Source organism: Mycolicibacterium novocastrense, from assembly GCF_001499835.1.
In the GTDB taxonomy this organism is placed as follows: domain Bacteria; phylum Actinomycetota; class Actinomycetes; order Mycobacteriales; family Mycobacteriaceae; genus Mycobacterium; species Mycobacterium novocastrense.
In genome coordinates this window covers 165,216-180,532 of the sequence record NZ_LQIH01000056.1, presented here as the reverse complement: position 1 = coordinate 180,532, position 15,317 = coordinate 165,216, and the positions used below count along the sequence as shown (strand labels likewise).

The following is a 15,317-nucleotide window of genomic DNA, read 5'->3' as shown; positions in this document are numbered from 1 at the left end:
CTACAGGTACTGCCCGGTCCCCGGATGCGACGGACCGCCGCGCACCGCGATCCCCGGTGGCAGCGCACCCTGGCCCCGCATCTGCTCCAGCTGCTGACGTGCGGCCATCTGCTGGGCGAACAGCGCGGTCTGGATGCCGTGGAACAGGCCCTCGAGCCAGCCCACCAGCTGGGCCTGCGCGATACGCAGCTCGGCGTCCGACGGCACAGCCTCCTCGGTGAACGGCAGCGTGAGCCGCTCGAGCTCGTCGCGCAGCTCGGGAGCCAGCCCGTCCTCGAGTTCGGTGATGCTCGTGCGGTGGATCTCCCGGAGCCGGTTGCGACTGGCGTCGTCGAGCGGCGCTGCGCGCACCTCCTCGAGCAGCTGTTTGATCATGGTGCCGATCCGCATCACCTTGGCCGGCTGCTCGACGAGGTCGGTCAGCGACTTGCCGTCTTTTTCCTCGTCGTTGTCGGCACCGCTGTCGGCACCGCTGATGATCTCGATGTTGTCGTCCTCGGTCATACTCCCTGCGTTCCCTCTAATCTCCACGGCATTCGTCGCTGCGCCCCGCGATCCCGAGCCAACTAGCGACACTAGTCCGGTCGTGGGCGAGGCGGTCCCCACGTCGGGGACGGGCAAAGTCCGGTAGGTGACCGCAAACCGGCCCGTCGATTGTCCTCGGCGGTCGAGCAAACGGCGTCACGAATGTCACCACTGCTGATGCGGCCATACGTTAACTCAATGTCGCGTCCTGGCCGGCGCGCGGGGGTGACCAGCAACGACAACGGGTTTAGCACCCCGAACGCCAAGATCACTGGACTAGTATGGCTGCCCAGCAGACCCAGTCCGACATGGCGGGTCGGGGCCGAGTATCGGCCGGAATCGTGTGGGTTCGCGAACTCACGGACGCTCGAAGGTGGGCTGACATGGCATACGACGTCGCCCGGGTGCGCGGTTTGCACCCCTCCCTGGGCGACGGGTGGGTGCGTTTCGACGCCCAGCACGGCATGTTGTTGCCTGACACCGTCGGCCGCGCGGTGTCCACGGCGTTCCGAGGGTCGATGCCCACCCCGGTAGGTCCGCATCCGTCGGCACGGCGCAGCGCCGCGGTGTTGGAGGCCGCCCGACTGGCCGTGGCCGATCTGGTCAACGCCGATCCGCGCGGTGTGGTGCTGGGCGCCGACCGCGCAATCCTGTTGACCTCGCTGGCGGACGCGTCGTCGTCGCGTGTCGGTCTCGGTTACGAAGTGGTGGTCACCCGTCTTGATGACGAGGCGAACATCGCACCGTGGCTGCGTGCCGCGAATCGCTATGGCGCCAAGGTGAAGTGGGCCGAGGTCGACATCGAGACCGGCGAACTGCCCAGCTGGCAGTGGGAGAGCCTCGTGACCAAGCCGACGCGCTTGGTCGCAATCACTTCTGCCTCATCGACTTTGGGCACCGTGACCGACCTGCGCGCGGTGACGAAGCTGGCACACGATCAGGGTGCACTGGTGGTCGTCGACCACTCCGCGGCCGCGCCCTACCAGTTGATGGACATCGACGAGATCGACGCGGACGTGGTCGCGGTCAACGCGTTGGGGTGGGGTGGTCCGCCCATCGGAGCCTTGGTCTTTCGTGATCCGGCGCTCATCGACTCCTTCGGATCGGTGTCGTTGGATCCGGAGGCGACCGGAGCGGCGCGGCTCGAAGTCGGCGCGCATCAGTTCGGTCTGCTCGCCGGAGTGGTGGCCAGCATCGAGTATCTGGCCTCCCTGGACGAGAACGCGCGTGGCACGCGCCGCGAACGCCTCGCGATCTCAATGCATTCCGCGAATGCCTATATGAACCGGCTGTTCGACTATCTGCTGATCTCGCTGCGGTCGTTGTCGACGGTGATGGTCATCGGTCAGCCCGAATCACGCATCCCCGTGCTCAGTTTCGCGGTCAACGGCGTACCCGCCGAACGGGTGGTTCAGCGTCTGGCCGACAACGGCATCCTGGCGATATCGAATGCGAGTTCGCGCGTGCTGGACGTGATCGGCGTCAACGATGTCGGCGGTGCGGTGACGGTGGGACTGGCGCACTACACCACCACCGCCGAAGTCGATCAGCTGGTGCGCGCGCTCGCCTCACTGGGCTGACCGTTGCGCTAATCCGCGACGCGCAGAAGCACTTTCCCCGACACCTCGCCTGACTGCAGCAGCTCATGCGCCGCGGCGGCTTCCTGAACCGGGTATTCGGCGCCGATGATCGGCCGCACCTGACCGCGCTCGATCATCGGCCAGACGTTGGCCACCACCTCGGCGACGACCTCACTCTTGCTTGCCCGGCCGCTGACCGGGCGCGCGCGAAGAGCGGTGGCGATGACGCCCGCGCGCTTGCCGAGCAGTTTGCCGATGTTGAGCTCGGCCTTCACGCCGCCCTGCATCCCGATGATCACCAGTCGCCCGTCGTGGGCGAGCGCGTCGATGTTGCGATCAAGATAGGCCGCGCCGATGATGTCGAGGATCACGTCGGCGCCACCCTCGGCCCTGACGCGTTCGACGAAGTCCTCGTCGCGGTAGTTGATCGTCACCTCGGCCCCGAGTTCGGCGCACAGGTCCAGCTTGTGGGCCGACCCGGCGGTGACGGCCACGCGGCATCCGAGCGCGCGGCCCACCTGGACGGCGTGGGTGCCGATGCCGCTGGCACCCCCGTGGATGAGAACGAGCTGCCCGGCCCTCAACCCCGCCGTCATCACCAGGTTCGACCACACGGTGCAGGCCACCTCGGGCAGGCCGGCGGCCTCGTGCAGGGACACCGAGTCCGGAGGCGCCATCACCTGCCCGGCCGGTACAGCCACGTACTCGGCGTAGCCCCCGCCCGACAGCAACGCGCAGACCTGTTGTCCGACTGCCCAATCGGAGGCCTGCTCACCGACCGCCTCGACCGTTCCTGACACCTCGAGTCCGAGGATTTCGCTGGCGCCCGGCGGCGGTGGATACTTGCCCGCGGCCTGCAACAGGTCGGCCCGATTGACGCCGGCAGAGGCCACCTTGATCAGAATTTCGCCCTTGTTCGGCGCGATGTCGGGAACCTCTTGCCAGGTCAATCGGCCTTCCGGGCCGGCCACGATTGCATGCATTCCGATAACGCTACTAGCCTGCGACAACAGTCTTGAGAATTGGTCGCCAGCAATGTCAGGGCCGTTTACTATGACCGCATGGAGGGGATAATTGCGGGTCGTACCGCGGGGGACATGCCGGGGCTGGACATCGCGGAGCAGCGGTCCTGGCAAAACTTTTTGGATGCCGCGCTCCGGCTGTATGCGACCTTGAATCGGTCGCTGGTGGATAAGCATCATCTGACGCTCAACGACGTCAGGCTGCTCGACATCCTGGACAAGTCGCCGACGGGATCGGCCCGAATGGGTGATCTCGCCGAGAATTTGATGTCGTTGCCGAGCCGGGTCACCCGGCAGATCCGTCGCCTGGAGATGGCAGGCCTGGTGTGTCGCGGGGCCAGTCCCGACGACGGCCGTGGTGTGCTCGCCAGCATCACCGACGACGGGCGCACCGCGGTACGCGACGCGATGATCACCTACGGCGAGAGCGTGCGCGCACACTTTCTCGACCGGTTGTCGCGGCCCCAGGTCGCGGCGATGGGTGAGAACTGCAGGCGGATCAGCGTCGGGCTCAAGAACGGGTCGATGAACGCCAAGCTCGGCCGGGTCTGAGGGGATCGCCCGTCGCGACGGTGTGGGCCGGCCCGTACTCTTGTCGGCGGTGGCGTGGCAGAGCGGCCTAATGCACTCGCCTTGAAAGCGAGAGACGGCTAACACCGTCCGGGGGTTCAAATCCCTCCGCCACCGCTCACTTGCTTCATTGCGATTGGGTCAGGCGTCGGGCTTCGCTGAAGTCATAGGGCCCCGACTCGGGGTCCCGCACACTGTGCCGGAAAACGCGACCAGAGTGCCGTAGCCGTAGCCCTTTTCGGCAATTACTTGTCGATGGCGAGTGTGTACCGCACAGCCTGATCAACATCATCATGCCCGCCGGCCGGCCCGTGCTGCGAACGCGTCGAGTGCGGCCAACACCTCGGGTGAACGCCACACCCGATTGCGGGAGCCGCTGGTGGTCTCGACAAGTATCCCGGCCTCAGCGAGCGGGTTGAGGTAGCGGTGCGCGTTGGTCGACTCGATACCCAACTCTTGCGCGAGCAGCGCTGCGCTCACGACAGGGCGTCGGGTCAACAGGTCGGCGACCTTCCATACCGCGGAGTCCGATCGGGCGGTGATCCTGTCGTTCCAGCTGGCGCGGATCGACTCCAGGTCGGCGACCAGCTCCCGCCCGTTGGCTATCGACCGGACACTGGCCTCCGAGAACCGCTCGACGATCGGGACGGCATCGCCGTCGCGGTACGCGGTAAGCGCGGCGAAGTAGGCATCGGTCTGGGCCAGCAGCCCGGCCGATATCGGAACCGTCACCCGGCGAGTCAGCCCTTTGTGGCGCAGCATCGCCTGCACGAGGGCTCGGCCCGTGCGCCCGTTGCCATCTGTGAAGGGGTGGATGGTCTCGAATTGCGCATGGGCAACGGCGATTTGCGGCAAAGCCGGAACGTCACCCCGTTGCGCAAAGGCGATCAGGTCGTCAATCGCGCCGGGGACCAGCTCGTGACGTGGTCCTACAAAAGTCGCACCGATAGGAGTGGAGCCGCCGCCGATCCACACCGGTTCAGTACGAAACTCACCTGCAGTGTGCTGCGGGTCTCCTGCCATCAGCGTCGCATGCATCGCCAGGATCGCATCGGCATCGATAGCCTCGGACAGTGCAATCGCCGCCGTCATCGCCCTCGTGTTGGCGACGACCAGTTCCGCGTTGCGTTTACTGCGGCCGCCGGGCAGTTCGGCTTCGGCGATAGCGCGCGCCGAGGCGGTCAGGTTCTCGATCTGCGAACTGGCGGCAGATTCCGATCGCAGCAGCACCGCGGCGAACGGCGCGATTTCGCCTCCGAGTTCAGCGTCGAACCTCGTTATCTCCCGGCTGGCGGCTTCGGCATCCGCGAGGACCGCCGGTGGCAGTTCCAGGGCAAGGTCCGCAATGGCGGCCGGCAGCGCCGGGTGGTAGGTGCCGTACTTCGGGCGCGTAGAACTTGCATACCGCGAGACGTGCGGTTCCCAGCGCACGCTTTCCCAGGTGACCGGAGTAAGTGAAGTCACCGATCCAGTATAACTTCACGTAGACAACTAAGTGAAGTTAGGAACGTCGCTTGACTTCACTCAGCGAGGCTGGCCATTTCGCTTGACTCCCGGCCTCACCTCAGTTTCGAGCTGGTCACTGCGGCATCGATAGCCTCGACCAGGCGGGCATCGACCCCCCATGGCTGGTCCACGCCGACACGCGAGTCGAGATCCCATAGGACACATCTCTCGCCCGGCATCGCGACCATCGACCACGCGATCACGGTTCTGCGGATCTGCTCGTCTGGCGGGTCGACAGGAGCGTTCGGCGGCGCACCACCTTCGGGGTGGTGATGTAGGAAACGGCCGTATGCGTCCGCGCAGAACGCCGAATACCTTACGGTGCAAAGGCGCTGGGCGGCGGGAACCGCGGGAGCAGTGGGCCTCGGCTACACCGACTCGAGTGGCGGCTGGGACGGCGGCGGCTGCGGTGGTGGTGGCGGCTGCGGCGGCGGCGGTTGTGGCGGCGGCGGAGCCTGAGGTATCGCGTCAGCCAATACCCGCACGCCCGAATAGATCTGTGTCTCAGTGAGGTTCGCGTATCCCAGGAGCAGACCCGGCGGGGCGGACGACGGATCGGCATAACACGGGGCGAGCGGCTCGACCCGCACCCGCCGCTTCTCGGCACGCCGGACCAGCTCCTCGATCGGGAACCCGTCGGGAAAGCGCACGGTCAGGTGAACGCCGGCCGCGGCCCCAAGCACGGTCGCTTGCGGCATGTGCCGGCCCAGTGCCCCCAGCAGGGCATTGCGTCGGGTCAGGTATCGGCGACGCATCTGGCGCAGATGCCTGTCGTATCCTCCCGATCGCAGCAGCTGCGCGAACGCCAACTGGTCCATCACCGAACTTCCGGTGTCCGCAAGACCTTTGGCCAGTTTGACCGCGCCAACGAGATGTGCGGGCAGCACCATCCAGCCGATGCGAAGACCGGGCGCCAGGGTCTTGCTCGTCGAGCCGACGTAGACGACGCGGTCGGGCGCGATTCCCTGCAGCGCGCCGACGGGTGCACGGTCGTAGCGGTATTCAGCGTCGTAGTCGTCCTCGATGACCAGATGGCCGGCTCGGGCCCAGTCCATCAGCTCGGTGCGCCGCGCGGCCGACAGCACGACCCCGGTCGGGGACTGGTGCGCGGGGGTGGTGAGCACTGCATCGGCACCGCTGTCGGTCAGCGCGCCGACATCGAGCCCGTCCTCGTCCACCGGAACTGGTACGGGCTCAATCCCGTTGTTCCGCAGCACCATCCGGTGCAACCAGAAGCCCGGATCCTCCATGGCCAGCGAGGATGTCGGCAGTGACCGGGCGAGCAACGCGATGGCCTGTGTCGCTCCGGAGCACAGCACAATGTGTTGCGGTTCGGCGAGCACACCGCGCACGCGACGCAGATAGTCGGCCAGAGCGACGCGCGTGGTGAACAGACCCTGGGGCGCCACGTAACCGAGCGCATCCGGCCCGATATCGGCCAGGCCCTGCTTCAACGCCCGCAGCCAGGCGTCGCGCGGGAAACTCCGCAGATCCGGTGACCCCGGCAGGAAGTCGACGTCGTAGCGAGCGGCCGGCCCCGTCTCGCGCCGGGAGGGCCGGTCGACGGTGTCGACCGTGGCGACCACCGTGCCCGACCCGTGCTTGCTGAGCAGGAACCCTTCGGCAACGAGCTGACTGTAGGCATCGACCACGAGCCGACGGGACACTGCCAGGTCGGCGGCGAGCAGGCGACTGGACGGCAGGCGAGTTCCCGGTGTGAGGCGGCCCGTTCTGATGGCCTCCCGCAGCCCGTCGGCCAGTTGGCGGTGCAGCGGATCGGTGGCGTCGCGGTCGAGTTCCAGCAGCAGTTCAGGACCGGAACTGGTACCCGATTTCGCTGTCAAAGTGGTGCCTATCTTGAGGCCAGTATCGAACTAGCGTGACCGTATGACATCGACACCGACGCGCACAAGGGCCGGGTTCGTCGAGGTGACGCTCATCGTGTTCGGGCTCTACGCCTTGGCCGTGGGACTGTTCATGATGTTCGCCCCCGGCGCGTTCTTCGACACCCTCGGCACCTTCGGCACGCGCAACGACCACTACATCTTCGACACAGCCACCTTCGAGATTCCGCAGGGGCTCATGCTGCTCGCCGCCGTACGGTGGCCGCGGTGGCGCACTCCGGCGCTGGCATTCGCGACGTTGCACTGGGCGCTGCACTCGCTCAGCCACATCATCGATCCGCACCACGGCGCGGGTGACTGGATCGGGTGGTTGGAGGCGGGAGGCTTGGTGTTGACCACCGTGATACTGGGGATCGCGTTGCGCGCCAGCGTCATTGCCGATCGGAGGCCGTGATGCGGGTCCTGGTTGCCGGCGCGACCAGCGTGCCCGGCCTTCCGCTGCTGCGTGAGCTCAATGCCCGCGGCCACGAGGTCATCGGGCTGACGCGCTCACCGAACAAGACCGGCGCGATCGGCGCTGCGGGCGCCAAGCCCGTTGTTGCCGACGTGTTCGACATCGACGATATCGACAAGGCGGTCGCCGATATCGGTCCTGAGATGGTGGTGTCGCTGCTGACCACGCTGCCGAAGCGGGGACCCATGCGGGTCAGGGACTTCGAGCCCGCGAGAAAGTTGTGGGGGACCGGTGCGCCGAACCTGCTGGCCGCGGCTCAGCGTGCCGGTGTCCGCCGCGTCGTTGCCGAATCGGTGATGTTCGCGTACGGCTATCCGACCACCGGCCCGGCGCTGATGGACGAGAGTGACCCCTATCCCGGTCCGGCTCCGATTGGTGGGGAGGCGATGCTGGCGGCCCTGCGGGGGATGGAGCAGAAGGTCCTGACCTCCGGGGAACACAGTGACACAGAAGGAATCGTGTTGCGCTACGGCGCTTTCTACGGACCGGGTGTGCCGCACGACGAGTTGTTCACTCGGATGGCGAGATGGCGGCTGGCCTTGGACATGGGTGGTGGCGGCATCGTGTCCTGGATCCACATCGACGACGTCGCGAAGGCCACGGCGGCCGCGCTCGACCGCGGACGGGGCGGTCAGATCTACAACGTCGTCGACGACCGGCCGCAGTCCTTCAACGGCTACATCCGCGAGTTGGGCGACAAGCTCGGGCGGCCTCGACAGCTACGCGTTCCGCGTGCGGTGGTCAAGCTCGCCGCACCCTACGGTGTCACCGCGTTCGGCGACACCTGGCTTCCGCTGTCGAATGCCAAGGCCAAGGACGAACTCGGTTGGACGCCCGTGCCCAGGGGCTGACGTCCCAGACCTGCTCACATGTAGCCGAGCGCGGCGTTCTCGGCCCGGATGCGGACGGTGAGCATCAGCGCGTTGGCCACGGTGAAGACCATCGCGGTCAGCCACGCCGAATGGACCAGAGGTAGGGCCGCCACCTCGATGACCACCGCCGTGTAGTTCGGGTGGTGCAGCCACCGATAGGGACCGCGGTGCACGAGGGGTGCTCCCGGGATCACGATGAGCCGGGGGTTCCACCGTTTACCCAAAGTCGCCACGCACCACCAACGCAACGCCGTGCTCGCGCACACGACGGCCACCATCGCCCAGCCGAGTGCCGGAATGAACGGTCTGTGCAGCGCCGCTACCTCGACGGCGCACGACACCAGAAGCAGCGTGTGCATGGACACCATCACTGGATAGTGGCCCTGCCCGAACTCCCTGCCGCCGTTGGCAAGAGACCATCGCGTGTTACGTCGCGACACCGCCAGTTCGACCAGCCGCTCGAGGCCGATCGCGACGATGAACAAGTAGTACGCCATATCCGTTCTCACCAATTCAGCAGCAGCATCTCGAAGCTGAACCCTGGACCCATGGCGAGTAACACGCCGAACGATCCCGGGCCGGGCGGTGAGGCCAGTGTGCGGTGCAGCACGTCGAGTACCGATGCGGATGAGAAGTTTCCGTTGTCCCGCATCGAATTGCGGCTGTGGATGTTTGCCTCGGGCGGCAATCGCAGTGCAGTGTCGATCGCGTCGAGCACCTTGGGCCCGCCGGGGTGACAGACCCATGTGGAGATGTCCGCCACCGTCAACCCGTGGTCGCCGAGGAACGCGGTGACTTCTTCTTCCAGATAGTTCGCGGCCATGTGCGGAACCTCGCGAGACATCACCAGCCCGAAACCATTCGAGGTGACGTTCCACCCCATCACGTCGAGCGTGTCCGGGAAGAGTCGGCTCCTGGTCGCGAGCACCGCGGGCGCGTTCGCGATCGTCGGCGGAACCCGGTCGGCGCCCGAGACCACCACTGCGGCCGCACCGTCACCGAACAAGCAGGCGCCGATCAACGCTGGAATCGACGTGTCGTTGCGCTGCAAGGTAAGTGAGCACAGTTCCACCGAAAGCAGGACCGCGACGTCAGAGCGAAAGCCGGTCAGGTAATCGTGTACGCGTGACATCCCGGCTGCGCCTGCGACACAACCCAGACCGAACAGGGGGATGCGTTTGACGTCAGGCCGCAGCCCGATCCGAGAGGCCACTCGCGCGTCGATCGTGGGCACTGCGACTCCCGTGCTCGATACGAACACGATGGCGTCGACGTCCTGTGCGGTGACGTGAGCCGCCTCGAGCGCGGACCGCACGGCCCGTTCCCCGAGGTCGACGGCCACCTCGATGTAGGCGTCGTTCGCCTCTGTGAAGCCCGACAATTCCGGGTAGCGGGACAACGGAAGCGAGAGACTGCGACTTTGCACGCCACTCGTCGCAGCGAAGCGGACGAATTCCGGTCCGCCAACGCTGGTGAGCATCGCCGCGACGTCGGCCTGCCCGTAGCGATTCGAGGTGAATGCCACGGCTGTGCCCCCGATACGGGGTGCACCGATTCGTTGAAGCGCGTCGCGATCAAACGACGCCAAGTGAGTTGTATCTGTCATGTCGTGCAGAACGCCGCCGCAGCCAGGAACGGTACCCAAGGTGACGCATAGCACAGCAGATTCGTTGAAATCCGTTGTGACCGAAGGGATTCGGTACTACCCATTCCTGTCGGTAAGCCGGGAATCCGGTGGGAATACGCTGGGAATCAACCCTATTCGCCGGTGAACTTGGGCGGTCGCTTCTCGAACATCGCGGTCACCGCTTCGCCCAGATCCTTCGACGGCAGGAACGCCGAATTCCACGCGGCCACATAGCGCAAGCTCTCGGAAACCCGGGCGATGCGCTGCTGGTCGAGCACGTCCTTGATGCCGTGCACCGTCAGTGGCGGGTTGGCGGCGATCTCGGCGGCGGTCGCGTGCGCGGCGGCCAGTGCGGCCTCGGCGTCGTCGTACACGTCGTTGACCAGACCGATCTTCTCGGCGCGGGCGGCATCGATGTCCTTGCCCGTCAGCGTCAGCTCGCGCAGGTGCCCGTCCGACAGGATCAGCGGCAGTCGGGCCAGCGAGCCCACGTCGGCGACGATCGCCAGCTTCACCTCGCGGACGGAGAACTTCGCGTCGGCGCTGGCGTAGCGGATGTCCACCGCGCTGATCAGATCCACGCCGCCGCCGATGCACCAGCCGTGCACCGAGGCGATGGTGGGGGTGCGGCAGTCGGCGACCGCGTTGATCGCGCCTTGCATCTTGGTCAGGGTGCGGTGGAACTCGAGGCGGGCCTTCGCGCCGGCATCGAGGCCGGGCATGCTGCCGCCCATCGCCGCGAGGTCGAGTCCGTAGCTGAAGTTCTTGCCCGAACCGGTCAGCACGATGGCGCGCACCTCTGGGTCGGCGTCGAGCGTGCCGAACACGTCGGGCATCTCGGCCCAGAACGCCGGGCCCATGGCGTTGCCCTTGCCGGGTCCGCTCAGCGTCACCCGCGCGACGTGGTCGGAGATGTCAACAGTGACGGATTCGTAGGTCTCGCCCATGGGCAAGACGCTAGTTGGTCACGACACCGCTCACGGCGGCGGCTTGCCCAGGAGCACCTCGTTGACGGTGGCGCTGGGCAGGAACTGGCAGGCGGCGTCGACGAGCATCTGGCCGATGCCCTCTCCGTCGGGCCCGAGCGGGTTGCCCTCCTGGTTGAGGATCTCGCGGATCACGGCGACCTGGGTCGGCTCGTCGAGCCCGTTGTACTCCGAGCACTGCATGGACAAGGCGTTCGGCGGCGCGGGAACGACCGGGACGTCGGTGTTGCGCGTGGGCAGCGGGATGTCGGGAAGTCCGATGTCGGGCAGCCCGGGAATCGACGGCGACGTCGGCCGTGCCGGTGAGGTGGTCAACGGCGGCCCCGGCTCGGTCGTCATCGCGACGGATCCCTCGGTGGTGCGCGAGCATCCCGCCGCGACACCGGCGAAGACCAGTACCGCCGCCGCCACTCGCACGTGCGTCCTCATCTCGGCAACGATAACGCCCGTCGGCGACGTAGCGTGGCGTCATGCCCGACGACTTGCGCGCAGGACCCGATTCACCGCCGACCGACGAACTGCGAAGTGCGGAGAAATCCTTCGCTGTCCTGCAGCATGTGCTGCACGGCATCGCGGCCGACGATCTGCACAAGCAGACACCGTGTCGGGAGTTCGACGTGGCGGGGCTGACTGACCACCTGCTCCACTCGATCACGACGCTCGGTGCGATGGCGGGTGCGCAGTTCGGGGAGCGCGACCAGGATGCGCCGATCGAGCAGCAGGTGGTGTTCGCGGCGCGGGCAGCGCTGGACGCCTGGCGGCGCCGCGGGTTGGACGGCACCGTGGAGTTCGGTGGGAACGAGGTGCCTGCCCGGGTGATGGTCGGCATCCTGTCGCTCGAGTTCCTGGTGCACGCGTGGGACTACGCCGCCGCTGTCGGCCGCGAGGTCAACGCTCCCGAATCGCTGTCCGACTACGTGCTGGGACTGGCCCGCAAGATCATCACGCCGGACGGCCGGGTGAACGCCGGCTTCGATGACGCGATCGACGTCGCCGACGACGCGGATGCGCTGACGCGGTTGCTCGCCTACACCGGTCGGCGGGCCTAGGACTTCGCGAGGCTTAGCCACTTCGCGAGGCGTAGCCACTTCGCGAGGCGTAGCCACTTCGCGAGGCGTAGCCACTTCGCGAGGCGTACACCAGGGTCGTGGATCGCCCATCCTGGCGACCCTGGTGTTGATCTCGCGAGCGCTACAGCCGTTCGAGGTAGAAGTAGAGGTGACGGGTGCCGTCCAGCGCGCCCTTGCCGTTCATGATGCCGACGACGGCGTTCTCGTCGACGACCTTGAAGTGGTCGTGTACCGGCGCGCCGTCGTAGACCATCGACGCCGTCACCTCGCCGCGGAACTCCTCCATCCAGAGGCTGGCCTCACCCTTCATCGCCTCGGTGTTGGAGAACTTGTTGCCGTCGGCGTCCAGGCACACCAGGGGCTTCGCGTCGGTCGGCGATACGAACGTCTTTCCGAACCAGTTGAGGCGTTCCATGAACCCGTTGGCCTTGTGGCCGGTGTGGAATTCGCCACCCTTCCACTCACCGATCATGAAGTCGACGGTGGCCGGCTGCAGAGTGGACCAGAAGTCGTCGAGTTCGGCGTCGGAGATGGTGCCGGTGCGCTCCTTGAGTTCGGTGAAGATCTCGCGGGCGTCGCTCATGTCTGTCCTATCCATCGGCGGGCGAACTCGAGAAACGCGTCGTTCTCGTGCGTTGCGGCGACGGTGACGCGTACTCCGTCGTCGCCGTAGGGCCGCACGATGATGCGGTTGTCCGCCGAGGCCTCGGCGAACTGCTGGGCCCGCCCGGGCAAGGGGAGCCAGACGAAGTTGGCCTGCGAGTCGGGCACGGTGTAGCCGGCGGCGCGCAGTTCGGCGGTGACCCGGGTCCGTTCGGCGACGACGGAGTCGGTGTGCGCGAGCAGTTCGTCGGCGGCGTCCAGCGACGCGATCGCGGCGGCCTGCGACACGCTGGTCGCGGTGAACGGCACGTACACCTTCCCGATCGCGGTGATCAGATCCGGATCGCCCACCGCGTAGCCGACCCGCAGACCTGCCAGCCCGTAGGCCTTCGAAAACGTCCGCAGCACAACGAGGTTGGGATGGGCGCGGACCAGCCCCAGGCTGTCGGGAACCATCGGCTCGCGAATGTACTCAACGTAGGCCTCGTCGAGCGCGATCGCGATGTGCGGCGGCACCGCGGCGACGAAGCGGGCGAGCGCGTCGGGTGCGACGACGGTGCCCGTCGGGTTGTTCGGATTGCACACGAAGATCAGCCGGGTGCGGTCGGTGATCGCGGCCAGCATGGCGTCGAGGTCGTGCGTGTGGTCGGTCAGCGGCACCGGCACGGGCGTGGCCCCCGCTGTTCGCACCTGTAGGGGGTAGATCTCGAAGCTGCGCCAACCGAACAGCACCTCGTCGCCGACTGTCGAGGTGATCTGGATCAGCTGCTGGCACAGGCTGACCGACCCGCAACCCACCGAGATGTGCTCGGGGGCGAAGTTGACGTGCTTGGCGAGTCGCTCGCGAAGCTCGACGTAGCCGTTGTCCGGGTAGCGGTTGATGGTGCCGACGGCGTTCTCGATCGCGGCCCGCACGCTCGGTAGCGGGGGATGCACCGTCTCGTTGCTGGCGATTTTGATGGCGCCGGGAACCGTCCTGCCGGGTGTGTAAGCGGGCAGATCAGCCAGTTCGGGGCGCAGCCGGACGGTCACCGCACCAGTTTATGGGTCGGCCGAATGCGCTTTGCCTCGCGCGGTGGCCCATGTGTACGCTGTCGGATCGGCGGTAATCGTCAGGAGGCGTGCCAGAGCGGCCGAATGGGGCTCACTGCTAATGAGTTGTCGCCCTCAAAGGCGACCGGAGGTTCAAATCCTCTCGCCTCCGCCACGGTTGACAGCGTCAGCCGACAACTGAAGATCGACCATGCGCCCGTAGCTCAACGGATAGAGCATCTGACTACGGATCAGAAGGTTGGGAGTTCGAGTCTCTCCGGGCGCGCTCTCTTGCCGATAAGCGTCGGCCAGGCGGGTATCCAATGCGTCATGGCCACCGACGACGAAGCGAATCAAGCCGAGCGCCGCGCCGCGGCAGCCCGTGAGCGCGCGGCGCACGCCGGGCTGTCCGCAGCGGCGAGCTTCGAGCGATCCGCGAAGATGCACGACGAAGTCGCCGAGGTGCAGCAAGAGGGTATCCGCCGCGGCATTCCCGCCCCCGAAGTGAACGAGGAGTCATCGACCCGCCATCGTAAGGCCGCCGAGGAGGACTGCTTCCTGGCGCAGCGCAAGCGCGACGAATCCGAGAGTGACCTGACACCGGAGCCGGGGGCATGATCCACGGCGGCACCCGCTTTGGCTAGATTGGGAACAGTGCGGCTGTTGTTGATCGCCGATACTCACGTTCCCAAACGCGCCAAGGACCTGCCCGCACGGGTTTGGGACGAAGTGACGAAGGCAGACGTGGTGGTGCACGCCGGCGACTGGGTGGAGTCGACGTTGCTCGACGCGCTGGAGGCAGGCGCCAAGCGGCTCGTCGCGTGCTGGGGCAACAACGACGGCGCTGAACTGCGGCGCCGGCTGCCCGAACGAGCCGATGTGACACTCGGCGGGCTGCGCTTCACCGTCGTCCACGAGACCGGTGCGGCGACCGGCCGCGAGGCACGCATGGCCAAGGCCTACCCCGACACCGACGTGCTGGTATTCGGCCACAGCCACATCCCGTGGGACACGACGACGAAAACCGGTCTGCGGCTTCTGAACCCGGGCTCGCCGACCGACCGGCGACGCCAGCCCCACTGCACCTACATGACGGCCACCGTGCGCAACGGCACGCTCTCCAACGTCATCCTGCACGCACTGGACCGCCATGCGTGACCGGCCGGCGCGGGTCGCCGACGTCCACGAGATCGCCGCGTCGATGCCGCACGTCAAACGCATCGAGGGGCCCAAAGGCAACCCGATCTACCAAGTCGGCGGCAAGTCGTTCGTGTTCTTCCGCACTCCTCAGCCCGACGCCGAGGATCCGGCGACCGGCGAGCGCTACGCCGACGTGATCATGATCTGGGTGGAATCGGAGATGGACAAGGCCGCGCTCGTCCAGGATCCCGACTCGCCGTTCTTCACGACCGACCGCTTCGAGGGCCATCCCTCGGTCCTGGTGCGCGCCAGCCGGTTACGGGAGATCGGCAAGGTCGAGCTGACCGAGCTCGTCCAGGACGCGTGGCTCTCGCGCGCATCGAAACGCCGGGCCGATCGGTGGCTGGCCGAACACCAGGGCTGACT

Annotated in this window: 18 protein-coding genes and 3 tRNA genes; 11 read left to right on the top strand and 10 right to left on the bottom strand. The window is 66.7% G+C overall.

All coding sequences use genetic code 11. From position 1 onward, the window contains the following. Positions 1 to 504: a bacterial proteasome activator family protein gene (locus AU072_RS24190; protein ID WP_064416081.1), complete on the bottom strand. Its 504-nt coding sequence runs from the start codon at positions 502 to 504 to the stop codon at positions 1 to 3. 404 nt (positions 505 to 908) lie between these two features. On the opposite strand from AU072_RS24190, the gene AU072_RS24185 reads away from it, so the two are divergent. Further along, positions 909 to 2,105, top strand: a complete 1,197-nt coding sequence (locus tag AU072_RS24185) for a cysteine desulfurase-like protein (RefSeq protein ID WP_064416080.1) — start codon at positions 909 to 911, stop codon at positions 2,103 to 2,105. 8 nt (positions 2,106 to 2,113) lie between these two features. Here the strand turns inward: AU072_RS24185 and AU072_RS24180 are convergent, their stop codons facing one another. Further along, entirely contained in the window at positions 2,114 to 3,088 is a 975-nt protein-coding gene (locus AU072_RS24180) for an NAD(P)H-quinone oxidoreductase (RefSeq protein ID WP_064416079.1), read from the bottom strand. A 78-nt stretch (positions 3,089 to 3,166) separates the two neighbouring features. Between AU072_RS24180 and AU072_RS24175 the strand changes: the two genes are divergently transcribed. Together AU072_RS24175 and AU072_RS24170 are read left to right on the top strand one after the other, a co-directional pair. Further along, on the top strand, positions 3,167 to 3,679 hold the full coding sequence (locus AU072_RS24175) for a MarR family winged helix-turn-helix transcriptional regulator (RefSeq protein WP_064416078.1): 513 nt from the start codon (positions 3,167 to 3,169) through the stop codon (positions 3,677 to 3,679). A gap of 48 nt (positions 3,680 to 3,727) precedes the next feature. Next, positions 3,728 to 3,814, top strand: a tRNA-Ser gene (locus AU072_RS24170). A gap of 174 nt (positions 3,815 to 3,988) precedes the next feature. Here the strand turns inward: AU072_RS24170 and AU072_RS24165 are convergent. Together AU072_RS24165 and pdxR are read right to left on the bottom strand one after the other, a co-directional pair. After that, positions 3,989 to 5,161, bottom strand: a complete 1,173-nt coding sequence (locus tag AU072_RS24165; protein WP_064416077.1) for a Fic family protein — start codon at positions 5,159 to 5,161, stop codon at positions 3,989 to 3,991. Positions 5,162 to 5,571: 410 nt separating this feature from the next. Further along, complete coding sequence (pdxR, locus tag AU072_RS24160; RefSeq protein ID WP_235629951.1) at positions 5,572 to 7,047, bottom strand: MocR-like pyridoxine biosynthesis transcription factor PdxR; 1,476 nt, start codon at positions 7,045 to 7,047, stop codon at positions 5,572 to 5,574. 43 nt (positions 7,048 to 7,090) lie between these two features. Here pdxR and AU072_RS24155 point away from each other — a divergent pair, with 43 nt between their 5' ends. Together AU072_RS24155 and AU072_RS24150 are read left to right on the top strand one after the other, a co-directional pair. Beyond that, positions 7,091 to 7,501, top strand: a complete 411-nt coding sequence (locus tag AU072_RS24155; protein ID WP_064416076.1) for a hypothetical protein — start codon at positions 7,091 to 7,093, stop codon at positions 7,499 to 7,501. Next, positions 7,501 to 8,412: an NAD-dependent epimerase/dehydratase family protein gene (locus AU072_RS24150; protein ID WP_064416075.1), complete on the top strand. Its 912-nt coding sequence runs from the start codon at positions 7,501 to 7,503 to the stop codon at positions 8,410 to 8,412. Before AU072_RS24155 ends, AU072_RS24150 begins: the two co-directional genes overlap by 1 nt. A 14-nt stretch (positions 8,413 to 8,426) precedes the next feature. Here AU072_RS24150 and AU072_RS24145 read toward each other — a convergent pair whose 3' ends face one another. The 4 genes from AU072_RS24145 to AU072_RS24130 form a co-directional block, all read right to left on the bottom strand. After that, on the bottom strand, positions 8,427 to 8,930 hold the full coding sequence (locus tag AU072_RS24145; protein WP_064416074.1) for an isoprenylcysteine carboxyl methyltransferase family protein: 504 nt from the start codon (positions 8,928 to 8,930) through the stop codon (positions 8,427 to 8,429). A gap of 8 nt (positions 8,931 to 8,938) precedes the next feature. Beyond that, positions 8,939 to 10,039 (bottom strand): type III polyketide synthase, encoded by a 1,101-nt coding sequence (locus AU072_RS24140; RefSeq protein ID WP_174523804.1) that lies wholly within the window; start codon positions 10,037 to 10,039, stop codon positions 8,939 to 8,941. Between the two features lie 152 nt (positions 10,040 to 10,191). Next, positions 10,192 to 11,007 carry a crotonase/enoyl-CoA hydratase family protein gene (locus AU072_RS24135; RefSeq protein ID WP_064416073.1) on the bottom strand — a complete coding sequence of 272 codons (816 nt, stop codon included), beginning with the start codon at positions 11,005 to 11,007 and terminating at the stop codon, positions 10,192 to 10,194. A 30-nt stretch (positions 11,008 to 11,037) separates the two neighbouring features. After that, positions 11,038 to 11,475 carry a hypothetical protein gene (locus AU072_RS24130; protein WP_064416072.1) on the bottom strand — a complete coding sequence of 146 codons (438 nt, stop codon included), beginning with the start codon at positions 11,473 to 11,475 and terminating at the stop codon, positions 11,038 to 11,040. 41 nt (positions 11,476 to 11,516) lie between these two features. On the opposite strand from AU072_RS24130, the gene AU072_RS24125 reads away from it, so the two are divergent. After that, on the top strand, positions 11,517 to 12,095 hold the full coding sequence (locus AU072_RS24125) for a TIGR03086 family metal-binding protein (protein ID WP_064416071.1): 579 nt from the start codon (positions 11,517 to 11,519) through the stop codon (positions 12,093 to 12,095). A gap of 142 nt (positions 12,096 to 12,237) precedes the next feature. On the opposite strand, the gene AU072_RS24120 is transcribed toward AU072_RS24125, so the two are convergent. Together AU072_RS24120 and hisC are read right to left on the bottom strand one after the other, a co-directional pair. Beyond that, the gene (locus AU072_RS24120; protein ID WP_064416070.1) at positions 12,238 to 12,699 is read right to left on the bottom strand and encodes a DUF4334 domain-containing protein; all 462 of its coding nucleotides are present in this window, start codon (positions 12,697 to 12,699) and stop codon (positions 12,238 to 12,240) included. Beyond that, on the bottom strand, positions 12,696 to 13,751 hold the full coding sequence (gene hisC, locus AU072_RS24115) for a histidinol-phosphate transaminase (RefSeq protein WP_064416069.1): 1,056 nt from the start codon (positions 13,749 to 13,751) through the stop codon (positions 12,696 to 12,698). Before hisC ends, AU072_RS24120 begins: the two co-directional genes overlap by 4 nt. 83 nt (positions 13,752 to 13,834) lie before the next feature. Between hisC and AU072_RS24110 the strand changes: the two genes are divergently transcribed. From AU072_RS24110 to AU072_RS24090, 5 genes are all read left to right on the top strand, one after another. After that, positions 13,835 to 13,926 (top strand) — tRNA-Ser (locus AU072_RS24110). A gap of 38 nt (positions 13,927 to 13,964) precedes the next feature. After that, positions 13,965 to 14,037 (top strand) — tRNA-Arg (locus AU072_RS24105). A gap of 44 nt (positions 14,038 to 14,081) precedes the next feature. After that, on the top strand, positions 14,082 to 14,369 hold the full coding sequence (locus AU072_RS24100; protein ID WP_120271009.1) for a hypothetical protein: 288 nt from the start codon (positions 14,082 to 14,084) through the stop codon (positions 14,367 to 14,369). A 36-nt stretch (positions 14,370 to 14,405) separates the two neighbouring features. Next, a complete protein-coding gene (locus tag AU072_RS24095) occupies positions 14,406 to 14,909 on the top strand; it encodes a metallophosphoesterase family protein (protein WP_064416067.1) in 504 nt (167 codons plus the stop codon). After that, the gene (locus AU072_RS24090; protein WP_064416066.1) at positions 14,902 to 15,315 is read left to right on the top strand and encodes an MmcQ/YjbR family DNA-binding protein; all 414 of its coding nucleotides are present in this window, start codon (positions 14,902 to 14,904) and stop codon (positions 15,313 to 15,315) included. The genes AU072_RS24095 and AU072_RS24090 overlap by 8 nt, the downstream gene beginning before the upstream one ends. Positions 15,316 to 15,317 lie beyond the last annotated feature (2 nt).

What these genes read in the sequence shown, in the direction of transcription:
- AU072_RS24190 (WP_064416081.1), bottom strand. Translation starts at nt 504, where the DNA reads ATGACCGAGGACGACAACATCGAGATCATCAGCGGTGCCGACAGCGGT.
- AU072_RS24185 (WP_064416080.1), top strand. Translation starts at nt 909, where the DNA reads ATGGCATACGACGTCGCCCGGGTGCGCGGTTTGCACCCCTCCCTGGGC.
- AU072_RS24180 (WP_064416079.1), bottom strand. Translation starts at nt 3,088, where the DNA reads ATGCATGCAATCGTGGCCGGCCCGGAAGGCCGATTGACCTGGCAAGAG.
- AU072_RS24175 (WP_064416078.1), top strand. Translation starts at nt 3,167, where the DNA reads ATGGAGGGGATAATTGCGGGTCGTACCGCGGGGGACATGCCGGGGCTG.
- AU072_RS24155 (WP_064416076.1), top strand. Translation starts at nt 7,091, where the DNA reads ATGACATCGACACCGACGCGCACAAGGGCCGGGTTCGTCGAGGTGACG.
- AU072_RS24150 (WP_064416075.1), top strand. Translation starts at nt 7,501, where the DNA reads ATGCGGGTCCTGGTTGCCGGCGCGACCAGCGTGCCCGGCCTTCCGCTG.
- AU072_RS24145 (WP_064416074.1), bottom strand. Translation starts at nt 8,930, where the DNA reads ATGGCGTACTACTTGTTCATCGTCGCGATCGGCCTCGAGCGGCTGGTC.
- AU072_RS24140 (WP_174523804.1), bottom strand. Translation starts at nt 10,039, where the DNA reads ATGACAGATACAACTCACTTGGCGTCGTTTGATCGCGACGCGCTTCAA.
- AU072_RS24135 (WP_064416073.1), bottom strand. Translation starts at nt 11,007, where the DNA reads ATGGGCGAGACCTACGAATCCGTCACTGTTGACATCTCCGACCACGTC.
- AU072_RS24130 (WP_064416072.1), bottom strand. Translation starts at nt 11,475, where the DNA reads ATGAGGACGCACGTGCGAGTGGCGGCGGCGGTACTGGTCTTCGCCGGT.
- AU072_RS24125 (WP_064416071.1), top strand. Translation starts at nt 11,517, where the DNA reads ATGCCCGACGACTTGCGCGCAGGACCCGATTCACCGCCGACCGACGAA.
- AU072_RS24120 (WP_064416070.1), bottom strand. Translation starts at nt 12,699, where the DNA reads ATGAGCGACGCCCGCGAGATCTTCACCGAACTCAAGGAGCGCACCGGC.
- AU072_RS24100 (WP_120271009.1), top strand. Translation starts at nt 14,082, where the DNA reads ATGGCCACCGACGACGAAGCGAATCAAGCCGAGCGCCGCGCCGCGGCA.
- AU072_RS24090 (WP_064416066.1), top strand. Translation starts at nt 14,902, where the DNA reads ATGCGTGACCGGCCGGCGCGGGTCGCCGACGTCCACGAGATCGCCGCG.